Origin of the sequence: Peptostreptococcus stomatis DSM 17678 (assembly GCF_000147675.1) — a bacterium.
GTDB lineage: Bacteria > Bacillota > Clostridia > Peptostreptococcales > Peptostreptococcaceae > Peptostreptococcus > Peptostreptococcus stomatis.
The window spans coordinates 167,833-180,585 of sequence record NZ_ADGQ01000060.1; the positions used below are offsets into that span (position 1 = coordinate 167,833).

A 12,753-nucleotide genomic window follows, 5' to 3' on the forward strand; every position below is an offset into this window, starting at 1 on the left:
AGGAGGATTTTATGTTTAAATTTTGGAAGAAAAATGCAAACAAAAATGAAAACCCTGACCAGGAAGTAAACTTGGAAGAAGGGCTTAGTGGAGAAGAAATCCAGGAAGAAATCAGTGATGATGCTTTCCAGGACCAAAGAATAGAAGAAGTAGTCTTACAGAAAGATGTTAAGGAAGAAGGGTCCCAGGATCAAGATCTTAGCGAAGACACTCTTGAGGAAGACATAGAGGAAGAAAAAGCCCAAGTAGAAGAAGAGGAAGAAATTGAAAATATTGAAGATGCTGACATCCAGGCTGAAGAAGAAATTACAGAAGAAGAAACAATAGAGAAAGAAATAATAGAAGAAGTAGATGGTGATGGTAGTCAGGATTCTGACCAGGAAGAGGGCCAGGAGAAGATGGGTATCTTTGCCAGACTACTGGCAGGTCTATCAAAGACCAAGGACAATATAACAGGTAGGATAGACAGCCTTCTTAAGTCTTACACAAAGATAGACGAAGACCTTCTAGAAGAGTTAGAAGAAATACTTATAACTGCCGATGTTGGTGTCACAACTACCATGGAAATAATAGACCGTTTAAGGGACATGATTAAGGAAAGAGGGGTAAAGGACCCTATAGAGGTAAGAGACCTATTGAAGGAAATAGTTGCCTCTATCCTAAATGAAGGAAACTCAGGACTTGACCTTGATCCAGGACCAGCAGTGATAGTAATGGTTGGTGTAAATGGTGTAGGTAAGACCACTACTATAGGTAAGCTGGCCCAAAGGTATAAAAAAGATGGCAAAAAGGTCATGTTGGCAGCAGCAGATACCTTCAGGGCAGCAGCAAGCGAGCAGTTGGATATATGGGCCAAGAGGGTAGATGTAGATATCATCAAGCACCATGAAGGGGCAGACCCAGGTGCAGTAGTATTTGATGCAATCAAGGCTTCCCAGGCCAGGAAGGTAGACCTACTGATATGCGATACAGCAGGTAGGCTCCACAACAAGGCCAACCTAATGAATGAGCTAGGCAAGATATTTAAGATAATAGACAGGGAATACCCAGAGGCCAAGAAGGAGGTCCTATTGGTAGTAGATGCTACAACAGGCCAGAATGCAGTTAGCCAGGCCAAGACCTTTAAGGAAGTAGCCAATATAACAGGTATTGTATTGACTAAGCTGGATGGTACTGCCAAGGGTGGTGTAGTCCTAGCGGTTAAGTCGGAGGTAGATGTGCCAGTCAAGCTGATAGGCGTTGGTGAAAGGGCTGAAGACTTGCAGAGTTTTGATGCAGACTCATTTACTGATGCTATATTTGGTTAGTCGATATAATTAATAAATAAAAATAAGCTTTAAAGATAGCTGATATAATAATAAAAAATATAATAGGGGAAAAAGTAATGAATAAACAACAGCTTGCAAATAAAATTTGGGAGTCAGCAAATAAAATGCGTTCCAAAATTGAAGCAAATGAATATAAGGACTACATTCTTGGATTTATATTTTACAAGTATTTGTCGGACCAGGAAATAAAATTCTTAAAGGAAAATGACTTTGATGATGCAGATATTAAAGATCTAAGAGAAGATGATATTGATATATTAGAATACGTACAGAGAAATATTGGATACTTTATTTCCTATGAAAATTTGTTTTCAACTTGGATTTCTAAGGGAAGAGATTTTGATGTGTCAGATGTAAGAGATGCCTTATCTGCCTTTAATAGGTTGATTTATCCAACTCATAAAAAGTTTTTGATAAGGTATTTGACACTCTACAAACAGGACTTAGTAAGCTAGGGGATAGCTCAAATTCACAGACTAAGGCTATAAGTGGATTATTACAGTTGATTAAAGATATACCAATGGATGGAAAGCAAGATTATGATGTCCTAGGCTTTATATACGAATATTTAATAAGTCAGTTTGCTGCAAATGCAGGCAAAAAGGCAGGTGAATTCTATACTCCTCATGAGGTTTCTGTTTTGATGTCAGAAATTGTAGCAGAACACTTAAAAGGTAAAAAAGAAATAAAAATATACGAAATGTAAACACCTTTATTGATATAATTTAATACCATAGAAAATGGGCATTTCAAGCCTTTTAGGTGTAGTCTGATTTTTACGGTTGTATAATATTTAGCGTTGGTGAGAGAAAAAATTCTCTCCAACGCTAAATATTATACAACCGTTTTTCCCTATATCCCTTTTTCATACACAAACTCAAAACTTCCATCCTCATGCACCACCATCTTATTGAGCATTAAGTTCCATAGTATTGGTTCAAATTCTATAATAGGTTCAAGCGTATTTAGCTTATTTATAAAGAAGTCATACTTTAGCTTTCTTGATTCCTTGTCTTGAATTTGACTACTTAAATCTTCATAGGCTTCTTTTTCTTTATTGAAAATATCGACAAGCTTTGAATAGTATTTAGCATATTCCACTTGGTCTTGACTACTCTTAGAGTTTTCATTGATAAGCTTTTCAATCTTATTTTTAGCAAGGTTCATCTTATGAATAGCTGTCTCAAGTTTTTTCTCAAGGGCTGAGGTGTCAAAAGTATCTTCTATTAATTTTAAATCCTCTAGGATATGTCCCTTGTTCGCTATTAACTCATTTACAGATTTAATAAAGGCTTCTTTAATTTCATTTTCATAAAGATGAGGAGTTTTACATGGGTTTTCTTTGCTCTTATATTTATTATTGCATTGCCAGACAGTCCTTTTATATTTCGTGTTGGAATGCCAAGTCTTAGAGCCATAAAAGCTGCCACACTCCCCACAGACAATCTTAGAGGAGAAGAGGTGGCTTTTGTATTTTACATTTTTAGCTAAGAGGTCTTGAACAAAATCCCATACCTTTGGTTCAATAATAGCTTCATGGTTTTTCTCTACATAGTATTGAGGGACTTCTCCTTCATTGATTTTTTTCTCTTTGGTTAGAAAGTTTACCGTGAAAGACTTTTGAAGGAGAGCGTCACCTTTGTATTTTTCATTGGTTAGAATGGATTTTACACTGGTTAGACTCCACTTCTTCTTTCCTTGTACCGTTGGGATTCCTTCTTCCGTAAGCATTTTAGCAATGCGAAAAGGCGTATTGCCTTCAAGAAAGTAGCGGTAGATTTTCTTTACCAGCTTTGCTTCTTCTTTGTTAACCATAAGGTTACCGTTAGGCCCTTTATCATAACCTAGGAAGTTTCCATATGGAATACTGACCTTACCATCAGCAAATCTCTTCCTTTGTCCCCAGGTGACATTTTCTGAATTAGATCTGGATTCTTCTTGGGCGAGTGATGACATAATGGTAATTAAGAGTTCTCCTTTGGAATCAAAAGTCCAGATGTTTTCTTTTTCAAAATAGACCTCGACTCCTTTATCCTTTAACTCTCTAACCGTTGTTAAGCTATCCACCGTATTTCTTGCAAACCTTGATACCGATTTGGTAATAATTAAGTCGATTTTACCATTTAAGGCATCATCTACCATTCTGTTAAAGCCTTCACGGTATTTGGTATTGGTTCCGGATATTCCTTCATCGGTATAAATACCAGCAAATTCCCAGTCGGCTCGTTTTTTAATGTAGTCCGTATAATAGTCTACTTGGGCTTCATAAGATGTAAACTGTTCATCGGAATCCGTAGAAACTCTGGCATAACCTGCCACTCGTCTTTTGGTTGTCTGCACCTTTTCCTTGGAAGAATAATGCGTCTTAGTCGCAGGTATGGTTATTACTTTCTTCTTCACGTCTTAACCTCCATCTTTCTTTTTGATTTTCACTCATTTTCTTCTTGGTTTCTTCACTATGTTTTGGCCTTGGCCTTATAGGATTTTCATAGGAAATGGTATGCTTATGACCATCTTTATAATAAAAGGTCAGCTTGTTATCCTCGATACTGATATGGCTTAAGTGTTTGTACATATCTTCCTTATCAAAGCTTGGAAGGTTCAGTTCTTCTGTGACCAAGTCCTCTAAAAGACTCTGATTGATGGTAGAGTTTGAACACTCATCAGCAGGGGCTGGACAGGTAAAGAATTTTAATTTATCTCCGTTGGTATAATATCTTGTTTGTCTTCGGTAGCTTAGGCCACACTTTCCGCATTTAATGAAGCTAGAAAAGGCATTAAATCGTTCAATCTTACGGCTAAACTCCGATTGGCTTCGCATGTTTGAATAAGCAAGTTTTACTTCATCTGTCCACCAGTCTTTTCTAGCTTTTGACTGCCATGGAACTTTTTTCTTACTTCCATCATAAAAGACAAACTCTAAAAGACCAGGCTTTAACACATTGATATCGGATACCCTGTCACTAAAGACATTTTTATCAAATTCCTCAAGGTTTAAAGCCTCAGCACAGACTCTTTTAAGTAAAGTCTCCTCAATACCTGGATTGATACAGCCTTTACGATTTCCTTCTTTTTGACTGGCACACATCCATCTAATGTATTTACCACCAGATTTTGCACGGCTGTTTCTTTGATTACGTTGGTAGTTCCTTCCACAGGAGCGGTGAATCTTGGAGGTAAAGCAGGAGGTGTTAATAGACCAGTTGGCAAGAGCGCCAAGCTTTCGTCTTCTTTTAATTTCCTCTTGTACATTTTCAAAGACCTCAAGGTCAATAATCTTAGGGTGGGTATTCTCGGCCCAGTACATAGGTAGTTCCCCTTGGTTTTTTATTTCTTTTTTAGTAATAAAGTCCGTATAGGTCTTTTGAAGAAGAGAATTTCCCGTGTATTTCTCCTGTCTTAAGATAGCCCTTATACTTGCTGGACTTATAGGACCTCCATTAAGACCTCTTACATCCCATTCGGCTAATTCCTTAGCAGCAGTCTCTGCAGATTTGCCGTCTAAAAAATTCTTAAAGCAGTATTTAACAACCTCAGCCTCTTCATCAACTAGGTTAAATTTCTCACCGTCCCATCGATAACAATAGAGAACGAAGTTATTTCCCTTGCCTTCTTCAAATTTCTTTTTGATTCTCCATTTTACGTTATTAGAAATAGACATTGCTTCCTCTTGGGCAAAGGAGGCAAGGATAGAAAGCATAAGTTCGCCATCACCTGAAAAGGTCTTGATGTTTTCTTTTTCAAAATGAACTTCCACACCGATATCCTTTAGGTGTCTTACTATTTCTAATAGGTCAACGGTATTTCTTGCAAACCTTGAAATGGATTTTGTTAGGATAAGGTCAATCTTTCCTTCCTCACAGTCTTTAAGCATTCGTCTAAAGTCATTTCTTTGCGAGGTAACACCACTTATACCAAGGTCAGAATAGACACCGGCAAACTGCCAATCACCGTTACTTGTAATCTTTTCATTATAGTAGCTGACTTGCTGAGAAAGAGAATGAAGGGTTCTACCTTTGGCAGCAGAAACTCTGGCATAGGCTGCAACCTTCTTTTTCTCTTTAAGCTTAGGCATCTTAACATCAATCTTTTGTATTTTTTTCATCGTAGTTCCTCCCTTCATGTACATATATCAATATTACTGGCCTACTAGTCAAGTAATATCGAGCATAAAAGAAAGAGTAGTGACCTGGTATTTATCCATGAGTTTATGGATGATGATCCTAAATTCTTTCTTGGTTAAGATGCCCTCATCTGCCATATTTTTAAATACAAAGTAGGATGTGTAGAATAAAAATTCCTTATTCATGATAAAACCTATCCTTGATATAGCACTCATGGGAGCAATACTTCCTGTTCTTATTGCCATAGGCATTAAAAGGTTTATGGCAGTATTTACAGGTAAAAGAGTAGTAGGCCTTACGATGTACCTTATCTAGGTGATTATTCCACCAAGTCTGCCTGCAGGTTGGTGAACAAAATTTCTTTTTCTTATCAATTTCACAGCCACAGTTTAAGCAGATGTGCTTTTTCTTTTTAGAAGTGCCTGTTAATCCATTTCGTCTACAATAGCTTTTCACGGTGTTTATGGGAACTCTTAGTGAATCAGATATTTCTTTATAGCTGTATCCTTCTTGTCTTAGTTTTTCTATCATGGTTATCCCTCCTATGAAGGACAGGACATTTTGATTGGTTTTGAGTAAGAAAAGGTGCGGTTTTTCAACTTAGGAGTAGAATAAATTAAAATAGTAATTACTTTTATAATTTTAAAATCAGAATAAATATAAATAAAGTAAATGATTGTAAAAGTAATTACTTTGTGGTATAATATATGTGTATTTATAGCGAAGAGGGGGAGCTGATTTGAGTAAGAAAAAGACAAATCCCATTGAGGATAAAACCCTTTATAATATTGCAGAATTTAATCGAGGTCAGGCATCAAAGATTATCAGAAAAATTTCAGAAGAAGATGAAACAGCCCTTGTTTTGAAACATGGGAAGCCACTAGCCGTTGTTATCTCCATAGACAAATACAACAGGCTTCTAGGACGAGGCACTGACTTAAAGGATATTTAAAGGGGGAAGAAAAATGAGTATAAATATTTCAGACAAATCAAATTTCATTTGGAAAATTGCCGATCTTTTAAGAGGCGATTATAAACAACACGAATATGCAGATGTAATCTTGCCATTTACGGTGCTTAAACGTCTAGATAGCGTCTTGATCGATAACCATGATGAAGTTGTGAAGCTAAATAAAACGTTGACGTATAAAAACAAGGATCCATTTTTATGTAGAGCCAGTGGCTATAAGTTCTATAACGTAAGTGAGTTTACTTTTGAAAAACTAAAAGATGACCCCAATAACCTAGACGAAAACATTGTGGACTATATTAAAGGTTTTTCAGAAAATGCCAGAGAAATCCTTGAGGCCTTTAACATCTACACTCAAATCGAAAGACTTGAAAAAGCTGGGCTTTTATATCTTATTGTTAGTAAATTTGCCGATGAGATAGACTTACATCCTGATAGAGTGTCCAACACAGAGATGGGCTATATCTTTGAGGAGTTAATCCGTAAATTCTCTGAAATGTCTAATGAGACAGCCGGTGAACACTTTACACCGAGAGAAGTTATAAGGCTAATGGTAGCGGTACTGTTTGATCCGGATATGGATAAAATTTCTTCTCCATCATTTATGGCAAAGTTATACGATCCGGCCGCTGGAACAGGTGGGATGCTCTCTGCCGGGATTTCGTATGCAGAAGAATTAAATGAAAGAGCCATCATTGAAGTATATGGTCAAGAACTAAACCAAAGCACTTATGCTATTTGTAAGTCAGATACTTTAATCAAAGGTAAGGGATATGAAAACATCTATTATGGTAACAGCTTCACAGAAGATGGCGTAAAAAATGAAAAATTCGACTATATGCTATGCAATCCTCCTTTTGGCGTGGAATGGAAAAAATATCAAGATGCGGTAAAAGATGAGGCGCAAAGCTTGGGCTTTGACGGAAGATTTGGAGCAGGGCTTCCAAGAATTTCTGACGGCTCATTCTTATTTTTACAACACATGATTAGTAAAATGAAAGATCCAAAAAATGGTGGAAGTAGAATAGGTATCGTTTTTAATGGTTCACCTTTATTTACAGGGGATGCCGGCTCAGGAGAAAGTGAAATAAGAAGATGGATTATAGAAAATGGATGGTTAGAGACAATCATAGCCTTACCAGACCAATTATTCTACAATACGGGGATTCTTACTTATGTTTGGATATTGAGCAATAGAAAGAGTAAACTAAGACAGGGCAAAATCCAACTTATAGATGGGACTTCTTTCTTTGAGAGAATGAGAAAACCGCTCGGAGATAAGAGAAAGAAATTATCTGAAGAAGATACAAAGAAGATAGCCAACATCTATGGGAGTTTTGTCGATAGCGAATATTCAAAGATTTTTGATGAAGATGACTTTGCCCACTACAAGATTACGGTAGAAAGACCACTAAGACTTAATTTTATGGTAAGTCCAGACCGTATAGAAAAATTGAAAGAAGAAACAGCCTTTATCAACCTTGCAAAGTCCAGAAAGAAAAATGAAGAGACAAGAAATAAGGAAATAGAAGAAGGGGAAAAGCTACAAAGAGATATTATCCATGTCTTGGAAATGATGGATGATAGTGTATTTTACAAAGACAGGGCTAAGTTTGAAAAAATATTAAACAAAGCCTTTAAAGCAGCGGGAATAAGTATAAAAGCACCTTTGAAGAAAGCCATTCTAAATGCTTTGTCAGAAAAAGATGAGACAGCCGAGATATGCAGAGATAAAAAAGGTAATCCTGAACCAGATACGGAACTTAGAGATATTGAACAGATTCCATTTAAAGATGATATAGAAGAATACTTTAAAAGAGAAGTTCTTCCATATGCCCCAGATGCATGGATTGATGAAGATAAGACTAAAATAGGTTATGAAATCCCATTTACAAGATACTTTTACAAGTATGAAGAATTGGGCGATGCTAAGGAAACATTGGAAGAAATCAAGGAACTGGGACTTTCCATTCAAGAATCCATCTCAAGTCTTTTTGAAGAGGAGTAAACCTATGAAATATGAAAAATATAAAGATAGTGGGATTGATTGGATTGGAGAAATTCCAGAGCATTGGGGAGTTATAAAGTTTAAATATTTTGCAGATTTATTTACTGGCAATAGTATCCCTGATGAGGAAAAGTACATGTATGAATTTAAAGAAAATGGACATCCTTATATTGCAACAAAGGATGTCTATATGGACGGAAGAATTAATTATGATAATGGAATGATAATACCTTATGAACACAAGAAATTTAAAATTGCACCTGTGAATAGTACACTTATGTGTATCGAGGGAGGAAGTGCAGGTGTAAAAAAAAGTTTTCTTGAAGAAGATGTATGTTTTGGGAATAAACTGTGTTGTTTTAATGTAAAAGAAGGATTTAATAAAAAGTATATCTTTTATTTTTTAAGTTCGCCTGATTATGAACGTTATTTTGCTATGAATCTAAATGGCTTAATTGGTGGAGTAAATATACAGCGATTAAAAAACTTTGAAGCGATTATCCCAAGTATTGTAGAACAAGAAAAAATCGCTGCTTACCTTGATGAAAAGACAGAGAAAATTGATTCTATCATCAAAGAATTGGAAGACCAGAGAGAAAAGCTGGAACTTTATAAAAGAAAGCTTATAGCCCACGTGGTTACAAAGGGGCTTAATGAAAATGTGCCTATGAAAGATAGTGGTGTTGACTGGATTGGAGCAGTTCCAGAGCATTGGAAAGTTGAGAAGATTAAGTGGAATTTTGAAATTGTAAAAAGACAAGATGGACGAGAAGAACGACCAGTCTTATCTATAACGCAACAAGGGATAAAGATTAAAGATATCGAAAAAAATGATGGTCAAATGGCAGAGTCATATGAGAAATATCAATTGGTTGAACCAGGTGATTATGCTATGAACTCTATGGACTTATTAACAGGTTGGATAGACTGTAGTAAATATGAAGGTGTAACTAGCCCAGACTACAGAGTTTTTAGGCTTAAGAATTCAGAGTTAAATGACAATCAGTATTTTAATTATCTCTTCCAAATGTGCTATACAAGAAGGATTTTTTATAGGATTGGGCAAGGAGTATCAAATTTAGGACGATGGAGATTGCAAAGAGAACCGTTCTTAAATATGGAAATTCCTGTGCCACCTACAGATGAGCAAAAAGAAATAGCAAATCTTATTAAAGAAAAAGATTTGCAAATAAGAAAAGTTGATAGAAAAATCAAACTTCAAATTGAAAAGCTAAACGAATATCGAAAAAGCATTATTCATGATGCGGTAACAGGAAAGATAAAAATAGGTGGAGGTGAGAAGTAATGGATACCAGTGAAAGAAAATTTGAAGAGGAAATTGAATATGCTCTCTTAAATACCGGTGACGAAAAATCCAGATATATAAAAGGCAATCCTAAAAATTATGACAAGGAACTGGCTATGGACACCAAAGCAGTCCTTGAATTCATTAAAGATACACAGGCGAAAGAATGGGAACTTCTTACCAAAAGACATGGTGCTTTGGTAGAGATTAACTTCTTAAAGAGACTGGATAATGAACTTAAAAGAAGAGGAATGCTTGATGTCTTAAGACATGGAATTGATGATACGGGCGTTTCATTTAAGCTGTCGCACTTCAAACCGGGAAGTACGATGAACCAAACAGCAACAGACCTTTATGATAAAAACAAGTTAATGATTACAAGACAGGTTCATTACAGTCTTGAGAATAACAACAGCATGGATACGGTGATATTTCTAAATGGTCTACCGATTATAACCATAGAGCTGAAGAATCCTATTTCAGGACAGACTTATCATAATGGCATTACTCAGTATAAAAATGATAGAAATCCAAAAGAAAAGCTCTTCACTGTTAAGCAAAGAGCCTTGGTTCATTTTGCAGTTGATACAGATGAAATCTATATGGCAACACAACTTCAAAGACAGGACACCTTCTTTTTACCTTTTAATAGAGGATATAACAATGGTGCAGGAAATCCTCCTGTAGAAGGTGATTATAAGACTTCTTATCTATGGAATGAGATTCTTCAAAAGGATAGCCTGCTTGATATTATTCAGAGATTTATCCAGCTGAAAAAAGATGATAGAACAGGCAAAGAAACTTTAATCTTTCCAAGATTTCATCAATTAAAAGTCGTTAGAAGGCTGGTTAAAGATGTTTATGAGAATGGTTCAGGGAAGAATTATTTAATTCAGCATTCGGCAGGAAGTGGAAAATCAAATTCCATCGCATGGCTTGCTCATCATTTATCCAATCTTCATGATAAAAACAATAGACCTATTTTTAACAGTATTATTGTTATCACGGATAGGCGAGTTTTAGACAAGCAACTCCAAAAAGATATTTATAATATGGAGCACAAGCAAGGCGTAGTAACAAGGGTGGACAAGAATGCTAAGCAGCTGACAAAAGCACTGGAAAAGGGAGATAAAATTATTATCTGCACTTTACAGAAGTTTCCATTTGTCGATGTGACTAAAGTTTCTACGAAAGATAAGCGATTTGCCATTATTGTCGATGAAGCACATTCTTCTCAAACGGGTAAATCTAGTGAAAAGTTAAGAGAAACCCTAGCTGATACTTATAGTAAGGGCGAAGACTGTATAGATGAAAAATTACAAATGGTAGCAGAAGCAGAAGCTCGCTATGAAGTAGAAGCCGAAGAGGAGGAAATCAACGAAGTCATTGCCGATGAGATGAAGACTCACGGTATTCAACCAAACCTATCCTTCTTTGCTTTTACAGCTACACCAAAACAAAAAACTCTTGAAATCTTTGGTCAAAGAGATGCGACAGGAAAGCCATGTGCTTTTGATGTATATAGCATGAAGCAGGCAATTGAAGAAGGATTTATTTTTGATGTCTTGCAAAACTATACAAGCTATAAGACCTATTTTCAGTTAGGAAAAAAGGTTATAGATGATCCGGAATATGCAAGAAGTAAGGCAAATAAGGCTCTTGGAAGATATATGAGCTTGCATCCACATAATTTAAGGCAGAAAACAGAAATTATAGTCGAGCATTTTAGAAATAATGTACAACACTTAATTGGTGGTAAAGCAAAGGCAATGCTTGTAACAAGTTCTCGTCTTCATGCTGTGAGGTATTATTTTGAATTTCAAAAATATATTCAGGAACAAGGGTATGATGATTTAGGAATTCTTGTGGCATTTTCCGGAACAGTTAAAGATAGCATTACAGGGGAAATCAAGGAATATACAGAAGAATCCTTAAACAAGTTTCCTGAGAATGAACTGCCTGAAAAGTTCGAGACTGAAGAATATCAAATCCTTTTAGTTGCAGAAAAGTATCAAACAGGATTCGATCAACCTCTTCTTCATACCATGTATGTAGATAAAAAGCTGTCAGGAGTTAAGGCAGTTCAAACCCTATCAAGAATCAATCGTATGTGTAAGGGTAAAGTGGATACTTTTGTATTGGACTTTGTGAATGACAAAGAGGATATTCAAAAAGCGTTTCAGGATTACTATATTTCAACAAGTGTATCCGAAACCACAGACCCAAATGCGATTTATGATATTAAAAATTTCCTCGATAGCTTTATGCTTTATGATGACAAGGATATCAATAATCTAGCTAAGGTTTTCTTTAAGCTGAAAAAAACGGAAAAACAGATGGACCTTGGAAAGCTTAATTCTTTTATAGATCCATCAGTTGAGAAATATAAACTCTTAGAAAAGCAGGAGAGACTTGATTTCAAGAATGCTATAAATAAATATGTCAGACTTTATGCTTTCCTAACGCATATTATTAAACTGGAAGATGAAAGGCTACACAAATTTTATGCTTTTGCTAAATGCCTGTTACGTAAACTTCCGAGAGAAAAAGGCGAAGAGTTTCCAGATATCAATAATGATGTAGAACTTCAATACTATAGAATTCAAAAACAATATGAAGGACAGATAGAACTTGAAGATGATGAGGGCGTGTTAAATAATGCGACTCAAGGGACAGGAATTCCTGTTGGAGATGAAAAGGAAAAAATATCAAAGATTATCAATGATTTAAATGAAAGATTAGGTACTAATTTTACTGAAATGGATAAGGTTTTGGAACAAATTATTGAAGATATGTCCAAAGATGAGGAACTGGTTATCAGAGCTAAAAATCCAATAGATTTATTTAAGATTGTATATGATGACCGAATCATGGACGTTGTTCTTTCGAGAATGACAAAGAATCAGGAATTTTGCGAGAGATACTTGGAAGATGAAGACTTTAGGATACAAGTGGACAAGAATTTATTGCCTCTAGTGTATGAAAGATTATCAGAAAAATAAGCTTAAAAGGCATCT

General features: G+C 35.7%; 11 protein-coding genes. 7 read left to right on the forward strand and 4 right to left on the reverse strand.

The window, feature by feature from the left end:
- The first annotated feature begins 11 nt into the window (after positions 1 to 11).
- From ftsY to HMPREF0634_RS10120, 3 genes are all read left to right on the forward strand, one after another.
- On the forward strand, positions 12 to 1,307 hold the full coding sequence (gene ftsY / locus HMPREF0634_RS06670; protein WP_007790166.1) for a signal recognition particle-docking protein FtsY: 1,296 nt from the start codon (positions 12 to 14) through the stop codon (positions 1,305 to 1,307).
- A gap of 77 nt (positions 1,308 to 1,384) precedes the next feature.
- A complete protein-coding gene (locus HMPREF0634_RS10115; protein WP_040565848.1) occupies positions 1,385 to 1,783 on the forward strand; it encodes a type I restriction-modification system subunit M N-terminal domain-containing protein in 399 nt (132 codons plus the stop codon).
- Between the two features lie 47 nt (positions 1,784 to 1,830).
- Complete coding sequence (locus HMPREF0634_RS10120) at positions 1,831 to 2,034, forward strand: N-6 DNA methylase (RefSeq protein WP_007790032.1); 204 nt, start codon at positions 1,831 to 1,833, stop codon at positions 2,032 to 2,034.
- A gap of 146 nt (positions 2,035 to 2,180) precedes the next feature.
- On the opposite strand, the gene HMPREF0634_RS06685 is transcribed toward HMPREF0634_RS10120, so the two are convergent.
- Genes HMPREF0634_RS06685 through HMPREF0634_RS06700 form a run of 4 tightly spaced genes read right to left on the reverse strand, consistent with a single transcriptional unit; the run spans position 2,181 to position 5,983 of the window.
- On the reverse strand, positions 2,181 to 3,728 hold the full coding sequence (locus tag HMPREF0634_RS06685; RefSeq protein WP_007790105.1) for a recombinase family protein: 1,548 nt from the start codon (positions 3,726 to 3,728) through the stop codon (positions 2,181 to 2,183).
- Entirely contained in the window at positions 3,694 to 5,433 is a 1,740-nt protein-coding gene (locus tag HMPREF0634_RS06690) for a recombinase family protein (RefSeq protein WP_007789917.1), read from the reverse strand. The genes HMPREF0634_RS06685 and HMPREF0634_RS06690 overlap by 35 nt, the downstream gene beginning before the upstream one ends.
- Positions 5,434 to 5,481: 48 nt before the next feature.
- Positions 5,482 to 5,703, reverse strand: coding sequence for an SHOCT domain-containing protein (locus HMPREF0634_RS10170; RefSeq protein WP_408634988.1), 222 nt, complete (start codon positions 5,701 to 5,703; stop codon positions 5,482 to 5,484).
- Complete coding sequence (locus HMPREF0634_RS06700) at positions 5,630 to 5,983, reverse strand: hypothetical protein (RefSeq protein WP_040565850.1); 354 nt, start codon at positions 5,981 to 5,983, stop codon at positions 5,630 to 5,632. The genes HMPREF0634_RS10170 and HMPREF0634_RS06700 overlap by 74 nt, the downstream gene beginning before the upstream one ends.
- Positions 5,984 to 6,191: 208 nt before the next feature.
- Here HMPREF0634_RS06700 and HMPREF0634_RS06705 point away from each other — a divergent pair, with 208 nt between their 5' ends.
- The 4 genes from HMPREF0634_RS06705 to HMPREF0634_RS06720 are packed head-to-tail and all read left to right on the forward strand — an operon-like array spanning position 6,192 to position 12,738.
- Positions 6,192 to 6,404 carry a type II toxin-antitoxin system Phd/YefM family antitoxin gene (locus HMPREF0634_RS06705; RefSeq protein ID WP_007789997.1) on the forward strand — a complete coding sequence of 71 codons (213 nt, stop codon included), beginning with the start codon at positions 6,192 to 6,194 and terminating at the stop codon, positions 6,402 to 6,404.
- Positions 6,405 to 6,417: 13 nt separating this feature from the next.
- Positions 6,418 to 8,430, forward strand: a complete 2,013-nt coding sequence (locus HMPREF0634_RS06710) for a type I restriction-modification system subunit M (RefSeq protein WP_007790015.1) — start codon at positions 6,418 to 6,420, stop codon at positions 8,428 to 8,430.
- Positions 8,431 to 8,434: 4 nt separating this feature from the next.
- A complete protein-coding gene (locus HMPREF0634_RS06715) occupies positions 8,435 to 9,736 on the forward strand; it encodes a restriction endonuclease subunit S (RefSeq protein ID WP_007789937.1) in 1,302 nt (433 codons plus the stop codon).
- Entirely contained in the window at positions 9,736 to 12,738 is a 3,003-nt protein-coding gene (locus tag HMPREF0634_RS06720; RefSeq protein ID WP_007789919.1) for a type I restriction endonuclease subunit R, read from the forward strand. The genes HMPREF0634_RS06715 and HMPREF0634_RS06720 overlap by 1 nt, the downstream gene beginning before the upstream one ends.
- Positions 12,739 to 12,753 lie beyond the last annotated feature (15 nt).